Source organism: Limnohabitans sp., from assembly GCF_034680285.1.
In the GTDB taxonomy this organism is placed as follows: Bacteria; Pseudomonadota; Gammaproteobacteria; order Burkholderiales; family Burkholderiaceae_C; genus Limnohabitans_A.
Genome location: NZ_JAXITC010000005.1, coordinates 45,068 through 68,965 on the forward strand (window position 1 = coordinate 45,068; position 23,898 = coordinate 68,965).

The following is a 23,898-nucleotide window of genomic DNA, read 5'->3' on the forward strand; positions in this document are numbered from 1 at the left end:
ATTGAACACGAAGGCGACGCCTCACCTCGAATTTGCACCACCGGCTCAGCCGGGTGCGGGTCGTGCCTGGGTTTTGGCCGGGGTGGCGCACGCCTTGCTTTTCTTGGCACTGGGCTTGGCGACCGCCTGGAAAACACAGCCACAAACCGTACAAGCCGAGGCCGAACTGTGGTCCGCCGTGCCCGCTGCGGCGGCGCCGCGCCTGCAAGAGCCGCCACCGGAGCCAGAACCCGAGCCAGTGCCCGAGACCCAACCCACCCCCCCGGCAAAACCTGCACCACCGCCCCCACCAGCGCCTGATCCTGCACTGGAGGCGCGTGATGCTCAGATTGCACTTGAAAAGAAGAAACAGCAAGAAAAGAAAAAAGAAGCTGAGAAAGCTGAAAAATTGAAAGCTGAAAAAGAAAAGGCTGCCAAAGAGAAAGAGAAAGAGAAAGCTAAGGCCGATAAAGCCAAAGCAGAAAAAGAAAAGGCTGAGACCAAGCGCAAAGAGCTCGAAAAAGAGAAACTGGCCAAAGAGAAAAAAGCGCAAGAAGAAAAAGAACGCGACAAGAAAAAAGCGGCTGAAAAAGCCAAGGCAGACAAGGCCGAAAAAGCCGATGCAGCCCGGGCCGATGCCATGCGCCAAGAGAACCTCAAGCGCATGCAAGGTATGGCTGGCGCTTCAGGCGGCGAAAACGCCACCGGTACTGCCCTCAAATCGTCAGGCCCATCGGCCAGCTACGCTGGCCGCTTGGTCGGCCGCATCAAACCCAACATTACCTACCCGGGTGATGTCGTGGGCAACCCGCGTGCAGAGGTGGAAGTCAAAGTCGGCGCTGACGGCACCATCCAAAGCCGTCGCATAGTCCAGTCAAGTGGCAACAAAGCCTGGGACGACGCCGTGCTGCGCGCCATCGACAAAACCGAAGTTTTCCCCAAAGACAGTGACGGTCGAGTCCCGCCTGTGATCGTGCTGGGGTTCAGGCCACTGGATTGAGTCGCCCGGTATCCTGGCTCAGAGTTCGATGACCACATTGCCCACCGTCTGCCCTGCTTCGACGGTACGGTGAGCTTCGGCCATTTGCACCAGTGGGAAACGCGCGCCGATGCAGTGCTGGAGTTGATGGTTCGCCAACATATCTGACAGACGTGACACGGCGATCTTTCGGTCAGCAGGCGTCAAGTCGTAGACCAGAAAGAACTTCACACCCATCGACTGAAACAACCAAGGTCGAAACGGCAGGTTGACGTCCAACGCGTTGGAGCCGTAACACACCACTTGACCATGCGGGGCCAAAGCGCCTTCGGCAGCCCAGCGGGCGGTGGTCGAAAAATCCATGTCGATGATCACGTCTGCGCCGCGGCCTTGCGTCAAAGCCTTGATGCGTTCGGGCACAGACTCGGTTTTGTAGAGCACCGCCTCTTGCATGCCGGCGGCGCGGGCATGGTCGGCTTTGGCTTCAGAGCCCACCGTGCCGATCACTCGGCCTCCGGCCAAGCTCACCATCTGTGTGATGTAGTGGCCCACGGCCGAAGAGGCTCCGGTGACCAAGACCGTCTGCCCACGCAAATCACCCGCCAAGCGCTCCGCCAGAATGACCGCCTGCACAGCAGTCAGACCGGGGATGCCCATGCACGCCCCAGCTTCATAGTCGGTGCCGTCTGGCAAGGCCACAGCTTGCGCCTCGGGCAAGGCGATGTATTGAGCACAGGTGCCCATGGGGCGCTGCCATTGGCCATTCCACACCCAAACACGTTGCCCCACACGCGATGCCGGTACACCCTCGCCCACGGCTTCGATGACACCGGCACCATCGCTGTGCGGCACCACCAAGGGATCGGTCAGCGGTCTGGCCCGACGCGATTTGACATCGGACGGGTTGACACCCGAGGTGACTAAGCGCACCAGCACTTCGCCAGCCTGCGGGCTGGGTGTGGGCAATTCCCCCACCAGCATCACGTCTTGGGCTTCGCCGTTTTGGGTGTACCAGGCTGCTTTCATGGGGTGAATCCTTAGAAGTGTTGAAGGGATCATTCGTACACGATCCGCGCCTGGCCCTGATCGGCCTGGGCCATCCAGCTGGCCAGGGCCGCGTCGGTCGGGAAGAATTTGGCGGCTTCGCCCAGCGCCAGCTCGGCGCGGGCAGCCAGTTGGTCGTTGCTGCGCTCCAGAACCAAGCGCACCGGCAAGCCGCGCACCAAGTCGCCCTGCTCGGTTTGCTCGCGCTGGGCGGGGAACTCTTTCACGATTCGGGCAATGTCGGGCGCACGGCCATTCACGGCCACACGCAGGTATTTGCCATAGCGGCAGCGGGCGGCACCCAAGTCCATGATCTGCTCGATCTTGAGTCGGAAACCGCCCGAAAACTGATCGGCCTGCATCTTGGCCGTGACGATGATCAGCTCATCGTCTTTGAGTAAATGCTTGGCCGAGTTGATCAAAGCCTCATCGGCCGTGGCTTCCAACATGCCTGATTTGTCGTCCAGCTTGAAAATCGCCACCTTGCCGCGCTGACCATTGATGATGCGCAAATCACTCACGATACCGGCCAAGACCATGGACTCGCGGCTGTCAATCAGGTCGTCGATTTTGCGGCGTGCAAACTGGCGCACTTCGCGCTCCACCGCATCAAACAAATGGCCCGACAGGAAAAAGCCCACAGCGGTTTTCTCCAGCAGCAAGCGCTCCTTGATACCCCAAGGCATGACCTCGACCAGCTCGGGCTCTTGCGTGCTCGAGCCGTGCGAGTCATCTCCCAGCATGTCAAACAAGCCGCCTTGGTTGGCGTTGGCGGTGGTGGCATTGGAGAATTCAAACGCCCGGTCAATGCTGGCCGACAAGGCGGCACGGTTCATGTGCAGCGAGTCAAAAGCCCCTGCCTTGATCAGCGCATCCACCGTGCGCTTGTTAATCTTGGTGCGGTCCACGCGCACAGCGAAGTCAAACAAGCTGGTGAAGGGTCCGCCTTCGGTGCGGGCGGCCACGATGGCGTCGATGGCCTGCTGACCAGTGCCCTTGATGGCGCCCAGACCGTAACGGATGATCTTGTCGGTCACGGGCTCAAAACGGTGCGTGCCCCGGTTTACGTCCGGCGGGTCAAAGCGGATGCCGAACTTCAGCGCGTCTTCGTGCAGCACCTTGAGCTTGTCGGTGTCGTCCATTTCCACCGTCATGTTGGCGCAGAAAAACTCGGCGGTGTAATGCACCTTGAGCCAGCCCGTGTGGTAAGCCAGCAGCGAGTAAGCGGCAGCGTGCGACTTGTTGAAGCCGTAGCCTGCGAACTTTTCCATCAGGTCAAAGACTTCGTCAGCTTTGTCCTGCGGAATGCTGTGCGTGGCCAATGCGCCCGCACGGAATTTCTCGCGGTGCTCGGCCATTTCTTCGGCCTTCTTCTTGCCCATGGCGCGGCGGAGTAAGTCGGCGCCGCCCAGCGAGTAGCCACCCAGAATCTGCGCAGTCTGCATCACCTGCTCTTGGTAGACCATGATGCCGTAGGTCTCGCTCAGCATCTGCGCCACCGCAGGGTGCGGGTACTCCACCTCTTCGCGCCCGTGTTTGCGGGCCACAAAGCTGGGGATCAGGTCCATGGGGCCCGGGCGGTAGAGTGCGTTCAGCGCAATCAGGTCTTCCAGGCGGCTGGGCCGGGCGTCGCGCAGCATGCCCTGCATGCCGCGGCTTTCAAACTGGAACACGGCCTCGGTTTTGCCGTCCGAGAACAATTTATAAGTTGGCGCGTCGTCGAGCGGGATGTTTTCAAAGGCGAAGTTTTCCTGGCCTTTGTGCCGCTTCATGATGAATTCGCGAGCGATCTCCAAAATGGTGAGCGTGGCCAAGCCCAAGAAGTCGAACTTCACCAAGCCCGCCGCTTCCACGTCGTCTTTGTCGTACTGGCTCACCGCCGATTCGCTGCCGGGTTGCTGGTAAAGCGGGCAGAAGTCGGTCAGTTTGCCCGGCGCGATCAACACCCCCCCAGCGTGCATGCCCACATTGCGGGTCATGCCTTCGAGCTTTTGCGCCAGCTCGATCAGAGTCTTCACATCCTCTTCACGCTCGATGCGTTCGGCCAGGATGGGCTCCATGGCAATCGCATAGTTGTTTTTGTCACCTTCTTTGGGCGTGGCGGGCGGGTATTGCAGCGTGACCGACATGCCCGGTTTGTTGGGGATCAGCTTGCTGATGCCATCGCAAAAGGTGTAGCTCATGTCCAGCACGCGGCCCACGTCACGAATCGCCGCACGCGCGGCCATGGTACCAAAGGTCACGATCTGACTGACCGCCTCGCGACCGTATTTGTCTTTCACATAGTCGATCACCCGGTCGCGGTTGCCCTGGCAAAAGTCAATGTCAAAGTCGGGCATGGACACCCGCTCGGGGTTCAAAAACCGCTCGAACAGCAAGTTGTATTGCAAGGGGTCCAGGTCGGTGATCTTGAGCGCATAGGCCACGAGCGAGCCTGCACCCGAACCTCGGCCCGGCCCCACCGGACAACCGTTGGCTTTGGCCCACTGAATGAAGTCACCCACGATCAGGAAATAACCCGGAAAACCCATCTTCAAGATGGTGTTCAGCTCAAACTCCAAGCGCTCGACATAACGCGCACGCTCTTCATTGCGTTTGGCTTCGGCCGGGTACAAATGCTCCAAACGTGCTTCGAGGCCCTCAAAGGAAACGTGGCGGAAATAGTCTTCCACCGACATGACCACGCCATTCACGGGTGGAATCGGAAAGTCTGGCAATTGGGGCTTGCCGAGCACCAGGGTCAGGTTGCAGCGTTTGGCAATTTCGAGTGTGTTGGCAATGGCGCTGGGCACATCGGCAAAGAGCGCACACATTTGCGCTGCCGACTTGAAATACTGTTCTCGGGTGAACCGGCGCACACGGCGCTGGTTGGCCAGAATTTCGCCTTCCGAGATGCACACCCGTGCTTCGTGGGCTTCGTAATCGTCGGGGCCATGAAACTGCACCGGGTGCGTGGCCACCACGGGCAGATGCAAGCGGGCCGCCAAAGCCACCGCACCCGCCACTTGGGGTTCGTCTTCAGGGCGGCCTGCGCGTTGGAGTTCGAGGTAAAAGCGATGGGGGAATAGGGACGCCAGCTGCAAAGCAACATCGGCCGCTTTGTCGTGGTCGCCCTGTACCAAGGCTTGACCCACCGGCCCGGCTTGCGCGCCGGACAGCAAGATCAAGCCCTCGGAGAGTTCTTGGAGCCAAGCCAGTTTCACAACGGCCACGCCTTTGACCACGTTTTGGGTCCAAGCACGAGCCAACAACTCACAAATGTGCAGGTAACCCCGGTGGTTTTGGACCAAGAGCACCACTCGGCTGGTGGCGCTCAGATCACCGCCCAAACCTTCGAGATTGATCTCGGCACCAATGAGGGGTTTAACGCCTTTGCCCCGGCCTTCTTTGTAGAACTTGACCGTCCCGAACAGGTTGTTCAGGTCGGTGATGGCCAGCGCGGGTTGAGCGTCTTTGGCGGCGATCTTGACCACATCGTCGATGCGGCAAGTCGAGTCAACGACAGAGAATTCGGAGTGAAGGCGCAGGTGAACAAACATAGCCTGTCATTGTAGGAGGTCACCCTGCGGCAAAAGGTGTGCGTTTTCAGTCACGCAAGACATGCAAGACCTCGGAGCGGAACTCGCGGCCGTACAAAATCAGGACCACCAAAGCCGTGGCCAGCACCAAGGCCATGGGCGAGAAAAACCAGGCCATGGCGGCAAAAGAAAAGTAATAAGCCCGCAGACCGTCGTTGAAGGTCTCGGCCGCTGCGCTGACCAAATTGCCCGCACGCTCGGCAAAGTGTTGGCGGTCATACCGTTTGGCGTCAAAGTCTTCGGGCGAAGGCATGGCGCCGATGACCAGCGCCACAAAGGTGTATTGGCGCATAGACCAGGAGAAGCGAAAAAAGGCATACACAAAGATGCCCACCATCACCAAGATCTTAAGTTCAAAGACCAGCAAAGGCGTGGGCTCAGCAAACGGAATCTCGCCCACCAACTCGGCGGCCTTGTCGGTGGTGCCCAAGAGCGCGAACAGTCCACCGATGATGATGATGCTGGTCGAGGAGAAAAAGGCTGGGGTTTGCGACAGGTTTTGGGTGATCACGCCATCAAGCACACGCGGGTCGCGCTGCGTGGCCTGCATCATCCACATTTGGCGGTAACGGTTGGTGTTGGCGATCAGGCTTTGATCACGCAGACCGCGCACCTTGGCGAGCCAGGCGTAGCCGACCCACAAAGCAAAAAAAGTGATCAGCGCCAGCCAATCGGCCCACGGCAGCATGGTGATGATTTTCATGCTGCGATGCTAACCGACATGCACACCATTCGGCCGCAGGGGCGGCCTCCCAGAAGATCGATGGCCCTGTGGGAACGAGCCCCTGCCCGCGAAACGGCTGATCAGCCGCGCAGTTTGGCCGCGATGGCCGCAATGCGCTCGCCGTAGGCTTTGGCGGTGTCTAAATCACCCTGGGGGATGTCTTCTGCGGGGCTGGTCGGGCCGACTTGGGCCATCACGCCGGAGTTGGAGCCGATGCGGTTGATGGTGCCGTCATTCATGGCGGGCTGGCCCACCCAAATCATGCCTTGCTGCTGGGACAAGGTGATGAAGTACTGGATGGTCGACAACTTGTCACCACTGGGGCTGGCCGATATGGTGAAGCCACCTGCGACTTTGTCTTTCCAAGCGCTGGTGAACCAACGCTTGGAAGTGGCGTCGGCAAACTTCTTGAACTGCCAAGAGGCCATGCCCATGTAAGTCGGCGAGCCAAAAATGATCGCGTCAGCCGCGTCCAATGCGGTCCAGTCGGCGTCAGTGATGTTGCCATCGGCGTCGATGGCGATCACTTGCGCGTTGGCGCCTTGGGCCACAAATTGGGCCACGCGCTGGGTATGGCCGTAGCCGGAATGGTAAACAACAACTGTTTTAGCCATGAAAAACTCCTAGGGGTTGGGGAAAAATTAAGCGGACAAGTCAAAAACCAGCACTTCGGCGTTCTCACCTTGAGACAGGCTCAGGGCCGATTCGGCTTGCAGCATGGCGGCATCGCCTGCCTGCAAGGCTTGGCCGTTGACCTGCAAGCTGCCGCGCACCAGAAAGACATATGCTTTGCGGGCGGGATCCAGCGACAAGTGGGCTGTCTCGGCACCATTGAACAGTCCCGCAAACATGCGGGCATCGGCGTGGATCTGCACGGCGTATTCGGCCGACTGCGCGTCAGCCGCAGGTGCGGCCACCAAGGCCAGTTGACCGCGCTTGGCACTTTCAGGCACGGTTTTTTGTTCGTAGCCGGGGTCGATGCCCGTCACATTGGGCTCGATCCAGATCTGCAAAAAGTGGGTTTGCTCGCCTTTGGCATGGTTGAACTCGCTGTGGCGCACCCCACTGCCTGCGCTCATGCGCTGAACGTCGCCGGGTGGAATGCCTTTGACATTGCCCATGCTGTCTTGGTGGGCCAAGTTGCCCGACAACACGTAGCTGATGATTTCCATGTCGCGGTGGCCATGGGTGCCAAAGCCGGTACCGGGGTCAATCCGGTCTTCGTTGATGACACGCAGGTTGCCAAAGCCCATGTGGGCTGGATCAAAGTAGTTGGCAAAAGAAAAGCTGTGGAACGACTTGAGCCAGCCGTGATCGGCGTAACCGCGTTCCGATGATTTGCGCAGGGTCAACATGTGGGATTTCTCAAAACAGAGTTCAACTGTAGGGAAAAATCGGCCCCCTGCGGTGCAATGGTTTTGCCGTCATCATTCAAATTATTTGAAATAAAATAGCCAGACCATGCAAAGTCCCAAAGATTGGCTCACGCCAGACGCCCTGTTCATGCTGCAAACCATTGCCGAGCAAGGCAGTTTTGCAGCCGCTGCACGCCAGTTGGGCCTGGTGCCCAGCGCCCTGACCTACCGGGTCAGACAACTCGAAGACGCGCTGGATGTGCTGCTGTTTGACCGCAGTGCGCGACAAGCCCGTCCCACGGCCGCTGGTCGTGAACTGCTGCGCGAGGCTGGGCGTTTGCTGCAAGACATCGACAGTGTGGCCAACCGTGTCAAACGCGTGGCCACGGGCTGGGAGGGTGTACTCACCGTGGCGGTGGACAGCATCATGGCCCGCGACGTGGTGATGGATTTGTGCGAAGCCTTTTTGGCGCTGAACAGCCCCACCCGCTTACGCATTCGCCACGAAGCTTTGTCGGGCACCATGGCCGCGCTGACCTCAGGGCAAGCTGACTTGGCTTTGGGCGTTGCACTTGGGCAGCACATGACCGCAGACATCCAACACATTGCCCTGGGCGACGTTCAATTTGTCTTTGCCGTCGCGCCGCAACACCCTTTGGCCCAAGCCCACGAACCTTTGAGCAATGCCCTGCTGATGCAGCACCGGGTGGTGGCCGTGGCCGATTCGGTCCAACGTGGCAGCGGCCTCACTGTGGGCCTGCAAGGCGGGCAGGACGTTTTCACGGTGCCCGACATGCCCAGCAAATTGCAAGCGCAATTGCGCGGCCTGGGCGCTGGATTTTTGCCCCTGAGCCTGGCACAGCCCTTCGTGGCCACAGGCGAATTGGTGATCAAAAAAACCGAACAATCTCGGCTGAACAGCGTGCACGCCGCTTGGCGCGACAGCCGCCTGAGCCCGGCGGGTCACGCCCTGTTGTGGTGGACCGCGCAGCTCAACAAACCAGGAACGCGAGAGGCGCTGCTCGGATCGAAGCCCTGACGACAAGCCGCATCGGGACAAACCCACCCAAGCGACTTTCACGCGCATTTCTGGGCTAAAGTGGCAGCATGACCACACAACACATCGCCATCATTGGAGTCGGCATGGCCGGCGTGACTTGCGCACGCACCCTGCGCCAAGCCGGACACAACGTCACTTTGTTCGAAAAAAGCCGAGGCCTCGGAGGACGCATGTCCACCCGAGCCAGTGCTTTCGGCAGCTTTGACCACGGGGCCCAGTACTTCACCGTGCGCGATCCCCGTTTTGAGCTGGCCATTGGCACAGCGCCCGGCGTGTGCAAACCCTGGAGCGCCAACGCGGTGCGAGTGCTCGACCCCAATGGCCGCGTGATTGAGGCAGGCCTGCCCGGGGGCGAGCGCCACTGGGTGGCCGCACCCGGCATGAACGCTTTGGTCAAAGCCTGGGCCGCGCCTCTGGTTGAAGACGGCAATGTGCAGCTGCAAACCCGTGTGACGCAGATCATGGCCGACCCACTGAAGAAAAACGGCTGGCAGTTGCAAACCGAGACCGAAGATGGTGGGCAACACATTTACGCTGGCTTTGACAAAGTGATTTTGGCCATTCCACCCGAGCAAGCCACCGCTTTGCTCAAAGCCTCAGGTCAAAGTGCCTTGGCGGAACCTTTGGGAAAAGTGACCGTAGATCCTTGCTGGACCCTCATGCTGGCCTACCCGCAAGCCGTGCAACCGGGCCTGATTACCTTGGGGCCTCAATGGAACGCGGCCCGCAGCACCCACCACCGCATTGCCTGGATGGCGCGGGAGTCGTCCAAACCCGGGCGTGAGCGCATCGAGCGCTGGACCGTGCAGGCCAGCGCCCCTTGGTCTGCAGAGCACATCAACGACACCCCTGAGCGGGTCAAAGGCAAGCTGATCAAGGCATTTTCCGAAATCACAGGCATCCGCGTGACGCCCGCACATGCCGAAGTTCACCGCTGGCTGTACGCCAAAACTGGGCAGCCTTTGGGCCAGAGTTACTTGTGGTCCAAAGACCAAGGCATCGGACTGTGCGGCGACTGGTGCTTGGGCCACCGGGTGGAAGACGCTTTTGTGTCTGGCCTAGAGCTGGCTTTGGCGGTGCTCAAAAAACGATAAGCACTCGGCACTGAACCTGCATGACCGAGGTTTACACAGGCCGGTTTGCGCCCTCGCCAACCGGCCTTTTGCATGCCGGCTCTCTGGTTGCGGCTTTGGCCAGCTGGCTCGATGCCCGAGCCCATGGTGGGCAATGGCTGGTGCGCGTCGAGGATGTCGACACCCCTCGCTGCGTGGCAGGCGCCGACCTGGCCATCGTGGAGCAGCTGGCCGCCTGCGGCTTGGTGCCCGATGGTCCCGTGCTCTACCAAAGCCAGCGCGGCGACGCCTACAGCGAGGCCCTCCAGTTATTGGTAGACAAAGGCTGGGCTTACCCTTGCGGCTGCTCGCGCAAAGACATTGAATCCGCACAAGCCGTGGCCCGCCACAGCTCTGCCATTTACCCCGGCACCTGCCGAGATGGCCTGGCAGGCAAAACTGCCCGCGCTTGGCGGCTGAATGTGCGGGCCGTGCAAGACGGCTTGGGTTTACCTGCCGTCACACATTGGTCTGACCGCCGATTGGGTCCGCAAGAGCAAAACGTGGGACAGGAAGTGGGCGATTTTGTGCTTCGCCGCGCCGATGGTTTGTGGGCTTACCAACTGGCCGTGGTGGTGGACGATGCGGCTCAAGGCATCACCCATGTGGTGCGCGGAGAAGACCTTGTCGACAACACGTCTCGGCAAATTGTTTTGCAAGCCGCCTTGGGCCTGCCCAAGCCGCATTACTTGCATGCGCCACTGGTGCTGGGCGCGAATGGTGAAAAACTCAGCAAACAAAACGGGGCACTGGCGCTGAATTTACAAACACCGCAAGCTGCCCTGGCGGCGCTCAACTCAGCAGCGCAAGTCCTGGGCTTGCCTCGGGTGCCTGAGCCGACCTCCATCATGCAAGCGCTCGAAAAGTGGATGGCAATGGACCGATCGCCCCGATAATCACAGGCTTTGCTCAACCAAGCTGCTCTCTCATGACGATGCCTGAAGACACCACCAACGCCCCGGCACCTGTTGGCCAAGAAGCCAAAGATGCGCCCTTCATGCGTCAAATCAAAACCTATGTGCTGCGTGCCGGTCGCATGGGCTCGGGCCAGGTGCGGGCGTTTGAGCAGTTCGGCCCCCAGTTTTTGATCCCCTACAGCGCAGCGCGTCTGGATGTGCAAGCCGCCTTTGGCCGCAGTGCCCCTCTGATTTTGGAAATCGGTTTTGGCATGGGCGACGCCACCGCCAAGATCGCGCAGGTACGGCCTGACGACAACTTTTTGTGCTGCGAGGTGCATGAACCCGGTGTGGGCGCCTTGCTCAAGCGCTGCGGCGAGGAAAGCATTGGCAACATCCGCATCGTTCAGCACGACGCGATTGAGGTCATGGACAACATGCTGGGTCCAGACAGCCTTGACGGCGTGCACATTTTCTTTCCGGACCCGTGGCACAAAAGTCGCCACCACAAGCGCCGCCTGATCCAGTCGCCGTTCATCCAGCGCCTGGCCCAGCACATCAAACCCGGCGGTTACCTGCACTTGGCCACCGACTGGCAGCCCTATTCAGAGCAAATGATGGGCGTGCTGCGTGCCGAGCCTTTGCTGGTCAACACCAGCGACGCCACCGATGGCTTTGCCGCCAAGCCCGACTACCGCCCCCTGACGAAATTTGAAAACCGAGGCCTGAAACTCGGCCACGGCGTGTGGGACCTGGTGTTTCGCCGCGTCTGACATGCGCGAAGCAGGGCACGCCGTCCCCTTGCCCATGCGGGGCATTGAGTTGCCCATGCGGAGCGTTCAATTGCCCATGCGCAATGGCGTGAGCCCCAGCGTCGTCTCCGTGCCCCAGGGCGCAGCCAACCTGCTCGATTTTTTGGCCCAGCGCATGCCCGGCATCTCGCACAGCGAATGGGCCGAGCGCTTGGCCCAAGGACTGGTGCTGCACGAAGACGGGCAAACCGCCCTGCCCCAGCAAAGCTGCCAACCCGGCCAGCGCCTGTATTACTACCGCCATTTGGCCGATGAACCGGCCCTGCCGTTTCAGGCGCACATCTTGTTTGAAGACGCGCACTTGCTGGTGGCCGACAAGCCGCATTTCATGCCCGTGACGCCCTCGGGTCGTTATGTGCAGCAAAGCCTGTTGGTACAACTCAAGCGCCTGACGGGCTGCGCCGACCTGGTGCCGCTGCACCGCATTGACCGAGAAACTGCGGGTCTGGTGCTGCTGGGCAAACGCCTGCCGGACCGTGACGCTTACCACGCGCTGTTTCGCGACAAAGACATCCACAAGACTTACCACGCGGTCGCCGCTGCGCCGCATGGCTCGGCCTTGCCTGCGGTGTACGCCAGCCGCTTGGTGCCCGGCGAGCCCTTTTTCAGAACGAAGGAAGTGGTTGGCCCCGCCAACAGCGAGACCCGCATCCGGGTGTTGAAGACGCAAGGCGAGCGGGCGCTGTACCAACTCGAACCCGTGACAGGCAAACGCCACCAGCTGCGGGTGCACATGAACGCCTTGGGTCTGCCGATTGAAGGCGACGCTTTCTACCCCGAAGTCTTGCGCGGCCCGGATGCGCCAGAAGACTTCAGCCAGCCCTTGCAACTGCTGGCGCAATCGATCGCCTTCACCGACCCCCACACGGGCCAAGCCCGTGTGTTTGAGAGCCAGCTGCAACTGGCGCTTTGATCAGCCTTTGATCTCGGTGGCCGTGATCGTGTACTTGAACGCATCAGGAGCGTAAGAGTCCAAACGACCTTCTGCAGTTTCGGCCACGGGGTACATCAAGAAATTGGCCACACCGCCTTTGGCGCCGGGCAGGCTCACGTCGTGTGCGCTGTTCCAAGCCATCCAGTTGCCTTCCCATCCACCAAACAAATGCTTGTACACCGGGGCCACCACGGGGTGATCGGTCTTCTTGATCCACTCGGCGGTTTCCAGACGCATGACTTTGGCCACATCGGCCGGGTCCATCGCCACCCAGCCACGGGCTTGCAAATACACCTCTGCACGGCAGTGTTGCGCGCCCTTGAGGCTGGCCGGATTGCCCGACAGCTCTTTGTAGCCAAAAGCCGATGGGGCAAGGCGGATGCCGTACACATCGCGTGCAGGCAAACCCACCGCGCGGCACAGGCCCACAAACAAAGCGTTCAGGTCGGCGCACTTGCCGCCCAGGTTGCCGGTTTCCAGCATGGTTTTGATGTCGCCTTCGCCACAGCCGCGTGTTTTGGGGTCGCGGAAAGCGTTGGTCACCACCCAGTCGTAAATGGCGCGGGCTTTTTGCTCGTCGGTCTTCGCGCCCTTGGTGGCCGCCATGGCCGTGCTGCGCACGATGCCATCGGTGGGCAGCAAGCGTGTGGGTCGGGTGTAGTGGCGCAAAGTGTCGGCGCTTTCGGCCACGAACACGCGGCCTGCGCTCATCTCAGCGGCACGGTTTTGGGTTCTCACGCGGCTGGTGACCTCGATCACAGGGCGCACACCTGCAGCGAATTCGGCCGACACAAAACGAGCGCCTTCCACCAGATCGCTGCCCATGCGGGCGGTGCCGTTGCTGCTGAAGCGGGTGTCCAAAGATTGTTGCCAAGCGGTGTCCATGCTGGGCACGGGCAACCAGACGCGGGTCGCACCCTGTGGGTCGGCGATTTCAACACGGGTGGTCACCTCAAAGGTGCGCCAAGTGCCCACTTCGGGGGCAAAGCGGCGTTCAGCCGGGGCCGTAGTTTGGGCGTGCAACCAAGTGGGTGCAGCGATCATGGCGCCCAGAGCGGCGCCTCCTTTGAGCAAAGAGCGGCGAGCGGTGGTCATGGAAAGAACTCCGAAATAAGGATGAGACCTGTCGGCACACACAAGGCGTTGAGAAAACGCCAATGCCCCGAAGGCAGGTCGCCCGGCACAAAGCGCGCAAGGCCCGGCGATTATGACCGACCACGTCGGCCTGTTTGAACGGGTGCGGGACCCAGCGCTTTACTTGGAGGCGGACTGGGATGTCGCGGGCAGGGCTTGCAAGTCCTTCAACCAAGTCCGTGCAATGGGACCATTCCAGTCCAGATCACCCACCACCCTCCAACGCGCCCGGCCATCCGGCCCAATCAAGACTGTGGTCGGGTAAATGCGCACGCCCCACTGGCGCGTCAAATCGCCTTGAGGGTCCAGCACCACCGGCAAATCCAAGTGCTGGGCCGCCATGAATCGGCGTACCGTGCTGGGCGTTTCTTTGACATTGATGCCGATCACGACCGCTGGACGCGCGTCGCTTGGGCCTAGGCTTGGGTCTTTGTGCAAGGCCTGCAAAGACGGCATTTCCTCTTTGCATGGACCACACCAAGTGGCCCAGAAGTTGAGCACCACCACCCGGCCTTTCAGCGCAGCGCCGGTCCAGTGCTGGCCATGAAGGTCCACCAGGTCGATGGCGGGTGTGGCCTGCGAGCGGGGCCAGGGGGTTTTGTCGAACTGGGCATGCGCCAAGCTCTGCCCCAGACAAGCCAGCAAAGCCAGGCACAGGCGCAAGAAAAAGCGGCGTCCGTTTTTCAACATGACGCCGCCTGAAGCTTGAAAAAAAGTTCCAAGCCGGACCCCGGTCAGAGCCGCTCAGTCACCCAAGCCTGCACACTGGCCATCGCAGCAGGCAACGCCGCTGCATTGGTGCCACCGGCCATCGCCATGTCGGGTTTGCCGCCGCCTTTGCCGCCCACTTGGCCTGCCACAAAGCTGGCCAACTCGCCCGCCTTGACTTTGCCTGTGGTGTCGGCGGTCACGCCTGCAGCGATCTGGACCTTCTCACCGTCCACAGCCGTGAGCACGATCACGGCGGTTTTCATCTTGTCCTTGAGCTTGTCCATGGTGTCGCGCAGGGTCTTGGCGTCCGAACCTTCCAGTTGGGCCACCAAGAGCTTGATGCCCTTGATGTCCACCGCTTGCGTCATCAGCTCGTCGCCTTGGGCCGAAGCCAGCTTGCCTTTGGCTGCAGCCAATTCTTTCTCCAGCGCCTTGACCTGGTCGAGCACCTGCGCAATGCGGGCGTTCAGCTCAGCCGGTTGGGCTTTGAGCGTGCCCGCGGCTTGGGTCACGGTGTCTTCGAGTGACTGCAGATAAGCCAATGCGTTTTGGCCCGTCACCGCCTCGATGCGGCGCACGCCAGCGGCCACGCCGCCTTCGCTGACGATCTTGAACAGGCCAATGTCGCCCGTGGCTTTGACATGGGTGCCACCGCACAGCTCGCGGCTGGAGCCAATGTCGAGCACACGCACGGTCTCGCCGTACTTCTCGCCAAACAGCATCATGGCGCCGGTCTTTTGCGCGCTTTCGATGTCCATCACACGCGCTTGTGCTGCGGCGTTGGCCAAAATTTCGGCGTTCACTTGGGCTTCGATCTGGCGGATTTCGGCGTCGGTCACGGGCGCGTTGTGCGCAAAGTCAAAGCGGGTGCGCTCGGCATTCACCAAGCTGCCCTTTTGCTGCACATGGCTACCCAGCACTTCGCGCAGGGCTTTGTGCATCAGGTGGGTGGCGGAGTGGTTGCGCACGGTGGCGGCACGCACCGTCATGTCCACATGCGCCTGCACCGCGTCGCCCACTTTGAGGCTGCCAGAGTTGACTTCGCCGTGGTGGCCAAACACATCGGCCTTGATCTTGAGCGTGTCGGCCACGTTGAACTGGCCGCCCGCGTTGTGGATCATGCCTTGGTCGCCCACCTGACCGCCCGACTCGGCGTAGAACGGGGTCGTGTCCAGCACCACCACGCCTGCCTGGCCAGCTTTCAGCTCGGTCACGGCATTGCCGTCGGCGTATAAAGCCAGCACTTTGGCGTTGGCTGTCAGATCGTCGTAGCCCACAAAGTCGTTGCCCACGCCCGAATAGTCGAGCGCCTTGTCCATCTTGAACTTGCCTGCCGCACGGGCCTGGGCTTTTTGCTTTTCCATGGCGGTGGCAAAACCAGCCTCGTCCACGCTCAGGCCGCGCTCACGGCACACATCGGCCGACAAATCGAGCGGGAAGCCGTAGGTGTCATGCAGCTTGAAGGCCACTTCGCCAGGCAGCATTTTCACGCCACCGTCCAAGGCCGCATCCAAAATTTGCATGCCGCTTTGCAACGTCTCAAAGAAGCGCTCTTCTTCCACACGCAAAACGTCGGCAATGCGCTCGGCCTGGTCGGCCATGTTGGGGTAAGCCGCGCCCATGAGCTTGACCAAATCGGGCACCAGCTTGTGGAAGAACGGGGTCTTTTGGCCCAGCAAATAACCGTGGCGAATCGCGCGGCGGATGATGCGGCGCTGCACATAACCACGGCCTTCGTTGCTCGGTACCACGCCGTCGCTCACCAAGAAGGCGGTGGCGCGGATGTGGTCGGCAATCACGCGCAGCGACTTGTTGTTCAGGTCGGTGCAGCCGGTCTCGCGCGAAGCGGCCTTGATCAGCGCGTCAAAAATATCGATTTCGTAGTTGCTGTGAACGTGTTGCAAGATGGCCGCCAGGCGCTCCAGGCCCATGCCGGTGTCCACGCAAGGCGCAGGCAGCGGCGTGACGGCACCGGTTTCGTCCATGTTGAACTGCATGAACACGTTGTTCCAAATTTCGATGAAACGGTCGCCGTCTTCATCGGGGCTGCCGGGTGGGCCGCCGGGAATGTGTGCGCCGTGGTCGTAAAAAATCTCGGAGCAAGGGCCGCAAGGGCCGGTGTCGGCCATCATCCAGAAGTTGTCCGACTTGTAGCGGCCACCCTTGTTGTCACCGATGCGGATGATGCGGTTCTCTGCCTTGATGCGCTCAGGGGTCCAGCCGGCTTTGACAAAAATGCCTTCCCAAATGCCATGGGCCTCGTCGTCTTCCATGTAGACGGTGGCGTAGAGCTTGTCGGCAGGCAGCTTGTAAACCTGGGTCAACAGCTCCCAAGCCCATTCCAGCGACTCGCGCTTGAAGTAGTCGCCAAAAGACCAGTTGCCCAACATCTCGAAGAAGGTGTGGTGGCGGGCGGTGTAGCCCACGTTTTCTAGATCGTTGTGTTTGCCACCGGCCCGCAGGCAGGCTTGCACAGACGCAGCACGCACATAAGAGCGCTTGTCCGAGCCCAAAAACACGTCCTTGAACTGGACCATGCCCGAGTTGGTGAACATCAGGGTGGGGTCGTTGCCCGGCACCAAGGGGCTGGAGGCCACCACGGTGTGCCCTTTGGACTCAAAAAAGTCCAAAAAGGTCTTGCGGATGTCAGAGACGGAGAAAGTGGCTTGGCTCATGGGGTGTTTCGCTCAAAGTGCAACCTGCCATTATAGATTTGCCCTCAAGAGGCAGATCTCGGGCTGGCCAGTCCACCGCAGGGTTTTGCGACTTTTGTGACAGCTCAAACAAACGGCGCGGGCTAAGCTCTGGCTAATTTTGAAACCCCAGCCCCATTTTGAGAATTTTGGAGATACCCATGGACATGAAGACATCCCCTCTCGCCCTGCTGAACGACCCGACTTTGCTCAAGACCGACGCCCTGATCAACGGCCAATGGGTGGCGGGCAGCCAACGTTTTGAGGTGAACGACCCGGCCACAGGCCAGTACTTGGCCAGCGTGGCCAACCTGGGCGCCGCCGAGGCAGAGGCCGCCATTGCCGCAGCCAACGCCGCCTGGGGCCCCTGGAAAACCAAGACCGCCAAAGAGCGCAGCATCATCTTGCGCAAGTGGTTTGACTTACTTGTCGCCAACACCGAAGACTTGGCCCGCCTCATGACTGCAGAAAACGGCAAGCCCATTGCCGAGTCGCGTGGCGAAGTGGCCTATGGCGCGAGTTTTGTGGAGTGGTTTGCCGAAGAAGCCAAGCGCGTGAACGGCGAAACCCTGCCCCAGTTCGACAACAACCGCCGGCTCTTGGTGCTCAAGCAGCCCATTGGCGTGTGCGCAGCCATCACGCCTTGGAACTTCCCGTTGGCCATGATCACCCGCAAAGTGGCCCCGGCGCTGGCAGCCGGATGCCCCGTGGTCATCAAACCCGCCGAGCAAACCCCGCTCACAGCCTTGGCCGCGGCCGAGCTGGCGATCCGCGCCGGTATCCCAGCCGGGGTGCTCAACATCATCACCGCCGACGGCCCACAAAGCATCGCCATTGGCAAAGTGCTGTGCGCCTCTGATGTGGTGCGCCACATCAGCTTCACAGGCTCCACAGAGGTAGGCCGCATCCTCATGGCGCAGTCCGCACCCTCCGTCAAAAAAATGTCGCTCGAATTGGGGGGCAACGCGCCCTTCATCGTCTTTGAGGATGCCGACATCGACAGCGCTGTGGAAGGTGCATTTGCCAGCAAATACCGCAATGCAGGCCAGACCTGCGTGTGCACCAACCGCTTTTATGTGCAGGAGTCGGTGTACGAAGAGTTCGCCACCAAGTTCGCGGCCAAAGTCAACACCGCCAAAGTCGGCAACGGCTTTGCCGACGGCGTGAACCAAGGCCCGCTGATCGAGCCCTCGGCCATTGACAAGGTTGAGCGCCATGTGAAAGACGCCATTGCCAAGGGCGGACGTGTGCTCACAGGGGGTAAGCGCCTGGACGGACAGTTTTTTGAACCCACCGTCATCGCTGATGCGACCGCTGACATGGTTTGCGCCAAAGAAGAAACCTTTGGTCCTTTTGCGCCCATCTTCAAGTTCAAGACCGAACAAGACGCCATCTTTGCAGCCAACAACACCGAGTTTGGTCTGGCCAGCTACTTCTACAGCCGCGATGTGGGCCGCATTTTCCGCGTGAGCGAAGCCCTCGAATACGGCATGGTCGGCATCAACGTGGGCATTTTGGCCACCGAGCATGTGCCCTTTGGAGGCGTCAAGCAGTCGGGTCTGGGCCGCGAAGGCTCGCACCACGGCATGGACGACTATGTGGAAATCAAGTACCTCTGCATGGGCGACATCCTGAAGTAAACTCCACTCCTTCGCGGGTGTCGTTCAATGGTAGGACTCTTGCTTCCCAAGCAAATAACGTGGGTTCGATTCCCATCACCCGCTCCAAACAAAAAGGCCCCTCACGGGGCCTTTTCATTGGGGACTTGAAGTACTGATCAAAAAATCAGCTCAACACCCGTCTTGGCTTGCAGCGCTTCAGGCGTCACGCCCGGTGCCAACTCGACCACTTTGAGGCCCGCTTCGGTCACGTCCATCACGGCCAGGTCGGTGATGATGCGGTCAACCACACCCTTACCGGTGAGCGGCAATGTGCACTCGGGCAGGATCTTCATGTCTTCGGTGCCGTCTTTCTTCTTGGCGACGTGTTCCATCAGGATGATCACGCGCTTGACGCCCGCCACCAAGTCCATCGCGCCGCCCATGCCCTTGACCATCTTGCCGGGGATCATCCAGTTGGCCAGATCACCCTTGTCGGTCACTTGCATCGCACCCAGAATGGACAGGTTGATCTTGCCGCCACGGATCATGGCAAACGACTGCTCGCTGCCAAAGATCGACGAGCCCTTGATGGTGGTCACCGTTTGCTTGCCCGCGTTGATCAGGTCGGCATCGACCTCGTCTTCGGTTGGGAAGGGGCCAATGCCCAGCATGCCGTTCTCGCTTTGCAGCCAGACTTCCTTGTCGGCGGACACAAAGTTGGCCACCAGCGTGGGGATGCCGATGCCCAGGTTCACATAAAAACCGTCTTCCAGTTCGTGGGCCGCACGGGCAGCCATTTGGTCTTGACTCCAGCTCATATCAGACTCCCGCCTTTTCAGTGATGGTGCGTTTCTCGATGCGCTTTTCCGGCTTCGTGTTGAGCACGATGCGGTGCACATAAATGCCCGGCAGGTGCACGCTGTCGGGGTGCATGTCGCCGGTTTCGACGATCTCTTCGACCTCGACCACGCAGATCTTGCCTGCCATGGCCACGGCCGGGTTGAAATTGCGCGAGGTGTAGCGGAACTGCAGGTTGCCGGACTTGTCGGCGCGGTGCGCTTTGACCAGCGACACATCGGGCACCAATGCACGCTCCATCACATAGGTCTCGCCATCGAACTCGCGCAGCTCTTTGCCTTCGGCCACCAAAGTGCCCACACCGGTCTTGGTGAAGAAGGCCGGGATGCCGGCGCCGCCTGCACGCAGCTTTTCAGCCAGTGTGCCTTGGGGGGTGAACTCCAAAGCCAGCTCGCCCGCCAGGTACTGGCGCTCGAACTCTTTGTTCTCGCCCACATACGAGGAAATCATCTTTTTGATCTGGCGGGTTTGCAGCAGCAAGCCCAGACCGAAATCGTCCACACCCGCGTTGTTGGAAATCGCGGTCAGGTTTTGCACGCCGCTATCGCGCAGGGCCGCAATCAAGGCTTCGGGGATGCCGCACAGGCCAAAACCGCCCACACCAATGAGTTGCCCGTCAGCCACGATGCCCTTGAGGGCCTCGGCTGCGGAAGGAAAAATCTTGTTCACGCCAATCTCCAAATAGAGGATGAAAACGCTACGATACTACGTATTTAACTACGTAGTTTTTCGTAGAGGCTGGACCTTAGCCAAACATGCACACCGACATCGACTACCGCCTTGCATTTGACCTTGCTCCCATCGGCATGGTGCTTTCGCGCAACCGCACCATGGTCGACTGCAACCAGCGTGTGTGCGAGATGTTTGGCGTGCCCCGTGAACAGCTGATCGGCCAGACCTTCCAACTGCTCTACCCCAGTGCCGACGAGTACGAGCGCACCGGCCAGCGCATCACCCCCATCCTGAACGCCAAAGGCGTGTACGCCGACGACCGGGTGATGAAACGCGTGGATGGCCGCTTCAAAGGCGAAACTTTCTGGTGCCATGTGACCGGCCGGGCGCTCAACCGCGACGCCCCGCACGAAGCCGGCATCTGGACCTTTGAAGACCTCTCGGCCCGCAAACCCGTGAAAGCCGAACTCACCGCCCGCGAACGCGAAGTCGCCGCCCACCTGATGGATGGCCTGACCAGCAAAGAGATTGGCAAAGCTCTGGGCATCAGCCACCGCACGGTGGAAATCTACCGCGTCAAACTCATGCGCAAATACCAGGCCTCAGGGGCAGCGGATTTGATTCAGAAGCTGATGCGGGGGTGAGCATTCAAGCTCAGGCTCGGGCCAAACCCGCCACCCGCCGCAAGTGCTGGGCCACCCCGCCAAATTGCTGCTCCATCACCGTCAGCCGTTTGAAGCCATGGCCCACAGCCAGCTCATCGGTCATGCCCATGCCGCCGTGCAGCTGCACCGCGCCCTGCCCTACGAGGCGTGCCGCACGCAGCACCGTCACATGGGCTGATGACACCCGCTCGGCGCGGCGCTCGGGGCTGTCGCCCAGCGCATCGGCACAAGCGCCCACCGCCGCCGCGGCCTGCACTAGGGCCATGTACATGTCGGCCATGCGGTGTTGCAAGGCCTGAAAAGCAGCCAAAGGCTGACCAAACTGTTTGCGCTGGCTGGTGTAGTTCAGCGTGTCGCGCATCAAGGTTTGCATCACGCCCACGGCCTCGGCACCTGCGGCCAGGGTGGCGGTGTCCCAAGCTTGCGAGAGCGCGGCCAACGCATCGCCTTGGCCAATGAGGGCACTCACGGGCGTTTGTTCAAAGGCCAACTCAGCCGCCCAGGCACCGTCAATCAGCCGAACATCACGCCGCTGCACACCGCTGGCTGCGGGGTCGATCAGGCCGATGCGCAATTGGCCTGCATCGTCTCGTGCGCTGACCAGCCAGTGGGTGGCACCGGGCGCGCCGCGCACCAGGGCTTTGCGCCCGCTGATGTGCCACTGGCCATTTGAGTTGTGCAAACGGGTCTGCACCCGGCCCAAATCCGTGCGCCCGGATGGCTCCAAAGCCGCCACGGCCAAACGCACTTGGCCCTCGGCCAGGCCTTGCAGCAAAACGTCAAACGCCGGGTCGCCCAGCGCCTGCAGCAAGTTGGCGCCCAAGACGGCCGAGCTGCTGTAAGGCTCGCCCACCAAAGCCGCACCCAGGGCTTGGCAGATCAGCAGCTGCTCAGGCAAACCGCCACCCATGCCGCCCAGGTGTTCAGGCAGCGCAGCGCCCAAGAGGCCCAGCTCGTGAGCCAGGCCTTGCCACAACGGCTCAATTGCCTCTGGCGTGGCGATCATTGGCGCCCGCTTGTCAAACGGCAATTTATCTTGCAGCCAGCCTTGCAGACTGGCCACGAGCATGGCCTGCGTCTCGTCCAGAGGCAGCACGGGCTCCACCACCTCGGCGCCCAGAACGTGGCGGGCAATCAGGTTGCGCTGCACTTCGTTGGTGCCGCCATAAATCGATGCGGCGCGGTCGTTCAAATACGCACGGGTTGCGAAAACCGATTCTTCGGGCACAGGCAGCGTGTGGGCAGCAGCCTCCTCAATGGTCAGGCTGCTGGCGCCATAGGGGCCGGCAATCTCCAGGCCCAACTCCGTCAGGTGCTGCTTGAGCTCAGTCGCCAGCACCTTGCCCATGGACGGCGCAGCGGGCATCCAAGCAGGTTGCGTGCCGCCGCCAATGCGGGCGGTCAGCACCTCTTGTTCCCACGCGTGCAAGGCGTCGATGCGGCACTGTGCAGTGGCCAGGGTCAAGGCGATGTCTTCGTGCTCGGTGCCCGACGCGCCTTGCGCAAAGGCTTCTTGCAAGGACTCGCGCAAGCGGGCCAGGCGGCCCCGCAAGAACGGCGCAGACGAGCCGCCCCGCTCGTGCTCCAACAAAAATTTGGCAATGGTCCAGCCTTGGTTTTCTTCGCCAATCAGGGCGTCCGCGGGTACGCGGGCCTCGTCAAAAAAGACCTGGTTGAATTCGTGGTCGCCCGAGATGCTGATGATCGGCCGAATTTGGATGCCCGGATTGTTCAACTCGAACATCAAAAAGCTGATGCCTTGCTGGGGCTTGCCGCTGTTGTCGGTGCGCACCAAGCAGAACATGTGCGTGGCGTTGTGGGCGTGAGTGGTCCAGATTTTGGAGCCGTTGATCACCCACTCGTTGCCTTCGCGGCGGGCGCGGCATTGCAGCGAGGCCAAGTCGGAGCCCGACCCCGGCTCGCTGTAGCCCTGGCACCAATAACTCACGCCGTTGCGAATGTCCGCGAGCCAACGCTCTTTTTGGGCCTGCGTGCCAAACGCCACCAGCACGGGCGCGGCCATCACCAGGCCCAGCGGCGAGACTTTGGGCGCGTCGGCCGCCGACATCTCGCTGGCAAAAATGTCGTGCTGCCTGGGCGTCCAGGCACAGCCACCCCACTCCACCGGCCAATGCGGCGCAGCCCAGCCGCGCTTGGCCAAAACCCGCTGCCAAGGGATGCCAACCTCGTAGTCCGAAAAAATGCCCGAGGTGCGGTGCCCGCCTAGGCGAATCTCATCGGTCAACTCGGCCGCCAAAAAGGCGCGCACTTCGTCACGAAAAGCCAGTTCGTCTTTGCTCATGTTCATGGGGTCTTCTCTCAAAAAGTCCGTCGCCATCGCCCGATTGCGAGTGGATAAAAAGATCAGAAGCCGACGTAACGCACAAAGTTAGCGGCGTCTTCGCGCACCGACTTCACGCTGTTGGCCACAAAGTCTTCGTCCGGGTAGCCCATGGCAATGCAGATCATGATGTTCTGATCGTCCGGAATGCCCGCATGCTCGCGCACCACGGCCGACTGCATGATGCCTTGGCCGTTGATCACGGTACCCAAGCCACGCTCCCAGGCGGCAAGCACGATGGCGTGGGACAAAGCACCCAAATCAAACTGGCTGATGGCCGCAGGTTCGAGGTATTTGTCATAGGTCAGCACCAGCGATACAGGCGCATCGAACTGACGGAAACCGCGCATGACCCAATCGGTGCGCCGCTCTTTGTCATCGCGGGCGATGCCCATGGCGTCGAACAGCTGGATGGCGATGTCCACCTGGCGCTTGCGATGAATGCCCTCGTAAGACTCTTTCATCGGAAAGTCGCGCTTAGGGGGCACGCCCTTGACCATGTTTTCGGTGTTGCCCCGACGAATGCGGTCCAAGGGCTCGCCCGTGACGACATGCACATACCAAGGCTGGGTGTTCATGGACGAGGGTGACCATTTGGCCACCTCGATGATCTCTTCGATCACCTCGCGGGGGACCGGTTTTTGCTGGTAGCCGCGAACGCTTTTTCGGGCCTTGATGAGTTCTGAAAATTCCATGGGTGTTGTGTCTCCTCACCCGAGAATCGGCGAAAAGCCAAGACCCGTCAATGCG

General features: G+C 60.7%; 20 protein-coding genes and 1 tRNA gene. 9 read left to right on the forward strand and 12 right to left on the reverse strand.

Annotation, left to right across the window (positions count from 1 at the left end; genetic code table 11):
* Position 1 precedes the first annotated feature (1 nt).
* Positions 2 to 979, forward strand: coding sequence for a cell envelope integrity protein TolA (tolA, locus tag SWE17_RS05830; protein ID WP_322992171.1), 978 nt, complete (start codon positions 2 to 4; stop codon positions 977 to 979).
* 18 nt (positions 980 to 997) lie between these two features.
* Here the strand turns inward: tolA and SWE17_RS05835 are convergent, their stop codons facing one another.
* The 5 genes from SWE17_RS05835 to SWE17_RS05855 all read right to left on the reverse strand — a co-directional run bounded on the left by SWE17_RS05835 (position 998) and on the right by SWE17_RS05855 (position 7,659).
* On the reverse strand, positions 998 to 1,984 hold the full coding sequence (locus tag SWE17_RS05835; protein ID WP_322992172.1) for an NADPH:quinone reductase: 987 nt from the start codon (positions 1,982 to 1,984) through the stop codon (positions 998 to 1,000).
* Positions 1,985 to 2,013: 29 nt separating this feature from the next.
* Positions 2,014 to 5,541, reverse strand: a complete 3,528-nt coding sequence (gene dnaE, locus SWE17_RS05840) for a DNA polymerase III subunit alpha (RefSeq protein ID WP_322992173.1) — start codon at positions 5,539 to 5,541, stop codon at positions 2,014 to 2,016.
* Between the two features lie 46 nt (positions 5,542 to 5,587).
* Positions 5,588 to 6,283, reverse strand: coding sequence for a DUF599 domain-containing protein (locus SWE17_RS05845; protein ID WP_322992174.1), 696 nt, complete (start codon positions 6,281 to 6,283; stop codon positions 5,588 to 5,590).
* Between the two features lie 101 nt (positions 6,284 to 6,384).
* A complete protein-coding gene (locus SWE17_RS05850; RefSeq protein ID WP_322992175.1) occupies positions 6,385 to 6,918 on the reverse strand; it encodes a flavodoxin family protein in 534 nt (177 codons plus the stop codon).
* 27 nt (positions 6,919 to 6,945) lie between these two features.
* Positions 6,946 to 7,659: a pirin family protein gene (locus SWE17_RS05855; RefSeq protein WP_322992176.1), complete on the reverse strand. Its 714-nt coding sequence runs from the start codon at positions 7,657 to 7,659 to the stop codon at positions 6,946 to 6,948.
* Between the two features lie 106 nt (positions 7,660 to 7,765).
* Here SWE17_RS05855 and SWE17_RS05860 point away from each other — a divergent pair, with 106 nt between their 5' ends.
* From SWE17_RS05860 to SWE17_RS05880, 5 genes are all read left to right on the forward strand, one after another.
* Positions 7,766 to 8,698 (forward strand): LysR family transcriptional regulator, encoded by a 933-nt coding sequence (locus SWE17_RS05860; protein WP_322992177.1) that lies wholly within the window; start codon positions 7,766 to 7,768, stop codon positions 8,696 to 8,698.
* A gap of 68 nt (positions 8,699 to 8,766) precedes the next feature.
* Positions 8,767 to 9,813: an NAD(P)/FAD-dependent oxidoreductase gene (locus SWE17_RS05865; RefSeq protein ID WP_322992178.1), complete on the forward strand. Its 1,047-nt coding sequence runs from the start codon at positions 8,767 to 8,769 to the stop codon at positions 9,811 to 9,813.
* Positions 9,814 to 9,833: 20 nt separating this feature from the next.
* A complete protein-coding gene (gluQRS, locus tag SWE17_RS05870; RefSeq protein ID WP_322992179.1) occupies positions 9,834 to 10,727 on the forward strand; it encodes a tRNA glutamyl-Q(34) synthetase GluQRS in 894 nt (297 codons plus the stop codon).
* A 32-nt stretch (positions 10,728 to 10,759) separates the two neighbouring features.
* A complete protein-coding gene (gene trmB, locus SWE17_RS05875) occupies positions 10,760 to 11,500 on the forward strand; it encodes a tRNA (guanosine(46)-N7)-methyltransferase TrmB (RefSeq protein ID WP_416234979.1) in 741 nt (246 codons plus the stop codon).
* A gap of 1 nt (position 11,501) precedes the next feature.
* Positions 11,502 to 12,452 carry a pseudouridine synthase gene (locus SWE17_RS05880; RefSeq protein WP_322992180.1) on the forward strand — a complete coding sequence of 317 codons (951 nt, stop codon included), beginning with the start codon at positions 11,502 to 11,504 and terminating at the stop codon, positions 12,450 to 12,452.
* Here the strand turns inward: SWE17_RS05880 and SWE17_RS05885 are convergent, their stop codons facing one another.
* From SWE17_RS05885 to alaS, 3 genes are all read right to left on the reverse strand, one after another.
* Positions 12,453 to 13,568 carry a transglutaminase domain-containing protein gene (locus tag SWE17_RS05885; RefSeq protein WP_322992181.1) on the reverse strand — a complete coding sequence of 372 codons (1,116 nt, stop codon included), beginning with the start codon at positions 13,566 to 13,568 and terminating at the stop codon, positions 12,453 to 12,455.
* A gap of 159 nt (positions 13,569 to 13,727) precedes the next feature.
* A complete protein-coding gene (locus SWE17_RS05890) occupies positions 13,728 to 14,297 on the reverse strand; it encodes a TlpA disulfide reductase family protein (RefSeq protein ID WP_322992182.1) in 570 nt (189 codons plus the stop codon).
* A gap of 44 nt (positions 14,298 to 14,341) precedes the next feature.
* Complete coding sequence (alaS, locus tag SWE17_RS05895; RefSeq protein WP_322992183.1) at positions 14,342 to 16,993, reverse strand: alanine--tRNA ligase; 2,652 nt, start codon at positions 16,991 to 16,993, stop codon at positions 14,342 to 14,344.
* Between the two features lie 179 nt (positions 16,994 to 17,172).
* On the opposite strand from alaS, the gene SWE17_RS05900 reads away from it, so the two are divergent.
* Entirely contained in the window at positions 17,173 to 18,651 is a 1,479-nt protein-coding gene (locus SWE17_RS05900) for an NAD-dependent succinate-semialdehyde dehydrogenase (RefSeq protein ID WP_322992184.1), read from the forward strand.
* A gap of 13 nt (positions 18,652 to 18,664) precedes the next feature.
* A tRNA-Gly gene (locus tag SWE17_RS05905) sits at positions 18,665 to 18,738 on the forward strand.
* Between the two features lie 50 nt (positions 18,739 to 18,788).
* On the opposite strand, the gene SWE17_RS05910 is transcribed toward SWE17_RS05905, so the two are convergent.
* Both SWE17_RS05910 and SWE17_RS05915 read right to left on the reverse strand, forming a co-directional pair.
* A complete protein-coding gene (locus SWE17_RS05910; protein WP_322992185.1) occupies positions 18,789 to 19,430 on the reverse strand; it encodes a 3-oxoacid CoA-transferase subunit B in 642 nt (213 codons plus the stop codon).
* 1 nt (position 19,431) lies between these two features.
* Entirely contained in the window at positions 19,432 to 20,139 is a 708-nt protein-coding gene (locus SWE17_RS05915; protein WP_322992186.1) for a CoA transferase subunit A, read from the reverse strand.
* An 86-nt stretch (positions 20,140 to 20,225) separates the two neighbouring features.
* Between SWE17_RS05915 and SWE17_RS05920 the strand changes: the two genes are divergently transcribed.
* The gene (locus SWE17_RS05920) at positions 20,226 to 20,786 is read left to right on the forward strand and encodes a PAS and helix-turn-helix domain-containing protein (RefSeq protein ID WP_322992187.1); all 561 of its coding nucleotides are present in this window, start codon (positions 20,226 to 20,228) and stop codon (positions 20,784 to 20,786) included.
* 10 nt (positions 20,787 to 20,796) lie between these two features.
* Here the strand turns inward: SWE17_RS05920 and SWE17_RS05925 are convergent, their stop codons facing one another.
* Positions 20,797 to 23,115 carry an acyl-CoA dehydrogenase family protein gene (locus SWE17_RS05925; protein WP_322992188.1) on the reverse strand — a complete coding sequence of 773 codons (2,319 nt, stop codon included), beginning with the start codon at positions 23,113 to 23,115 and terminating at the stop codon, positions 20,797 to 20,799.
* A 56-nt stretch (positions 23,116 to 23,171) separates the two neighbouring features.
* Positions 23,172 to 23,843: a nitroreductase gene (locus SWE17_RS05930; protein ID WP_322992189.1), complete on the reverse strand. Its 672-nt coding sequence runs from the start codon at positions 23,841 to 23,843 to the stop codon at positions 23,172 to 23,174.
* Positions 23,844 to 23,898: the final 55 nt, after the last annotated feature.

Excerpts from the sequence above, each read along its gene's own strand:
- SWE17_RS05910 (WP_322992185.1), bottom strand. The coding sequence starts at position 19,430 with ATGAGCTGGAGTCAAGACCAAATGGCTGCCCGTGCGGCCCACGAACTG.
- SWE17_RS05845 (WP_322992174.1), bottom strand. The coding sequence starts at position 6,283 with ATGAAAATCATCACCATGCTGCCGTGGGCCGATTGGCTGGCGCTGATC.
- SWE17_RS05850 (WP_322992175.1), bottom strand. The coding sequence starts at position 6,918 with ATGGCTAAAACAGTTGTTGTTTACCATTCCGGCTACGGCCATACCCAG.
- SWE17_RS05925 (WP_322992188.1), bottom strand. The coding sequence starts at position 23,115 with ATGAACATGAGCAAAGACGAACTGGCTTTTCGTGACGAAGTGCGCGCC.
- SWE17_RS05885 (WP_322992181.1), bottom strand. The coding sequence starts at position 13,568 with ATGACCACCGCTCGCCGCTCTTTGCTCAAAGGAGGCGCCGCTCTGGGC.
- SWE17_RS05890 (WP_322992182.1), bottom strand. The coding sequence starts at position 14,297 with ATGTTGAAAAACGGACGCCGCTTTTTCTTGCGCCTGTGCCTGGCTTTG.
- SWE17_RS05930 (WP_322992189.1), bottom strand. The coding sequence starts at position 23,843 with ATGGAATTTTCAGAACTCATCAAGGCCCGAAAAAGCGTTCGCGGCTAC.
- SWE17_RS05900 (WP_322992184.1), top strand. The coding sequence starts at position 17,173 with ATGGACATGAAGACATCCCCTCTCGCCCTGCTGAACGACCCGACTTTG.
- SWE17_RS05880 (WP_322992180.1), top strand. The coding sequence starts at position 11,502 with ATGCGCGAAGCAGGGCACGCCGTCCCCTTGCCCATGCGGGGCATTGAG.
- SWE17_RS05865 (WP_322992178.1), top strand. The coding sequence starts at position 8,767 with ATGACCACACAACACATCGCCATCATTGGAGTCGGCATGGCCGGCGTG.
- SWE17_RS05855 (WP_322992176.1), bottom strand. The coding sequence starts at position 7,659 with ATGTTGACCCTGCGCAAATCATCGGAACGCGGTTACGCCGATCACGGC.
- SWE17_RS05920 (WP_322992187.1), top strand. The coding sequence starts at position 20,226 with ATGCACACCGACATCGACTACCGCCTTGCATTTGACCTTGCTCCCATC.
- trmB (WP_416234979.1), top strand. The coding sequence starts at position 10,760 with ATGACGATGCCTGAAGACACCACCAACGCCCCGGCACCTGTTGGCCAA.
- SWE17_RS05860 (WP_322992177.1), top strand. The coding sequence starts at position 7,766 with ATGCAAAGTCCCAAAGATTGGCTCACGCCAGACGCCCTGTTCATGCTG.
- dnaE (WP_322992173.1), bottom strand. The coding sequence starts at position 5,541 with ATGTTTGTTCACCTGCGCCTTCACTCCGAATTCTCTGTCGTTGACTCG.
- alaS (WP_322992183.1), bottom strand. The coding sequence starts at position 16,993 with ATGAGCCAAGCCACTTTCTCCGTCTCTGACATCCGCAAGACCTTTTTG.
- gluQRS (WP_322992179.1), top strand. The coding sequence starts at position 9,834 with ATGACCGAGGTTTACACAGGCCGGTTTGCGCCCTCGCCAACCGGCCTT.
- SWE17_RS05835 (WP_322992172.1), bottom strand. The coding sequence starts at position 1,984 with ATGAAAGCAGCCTGGTACACCCAAAACGGCGAAGCCCAAGACGTGATG.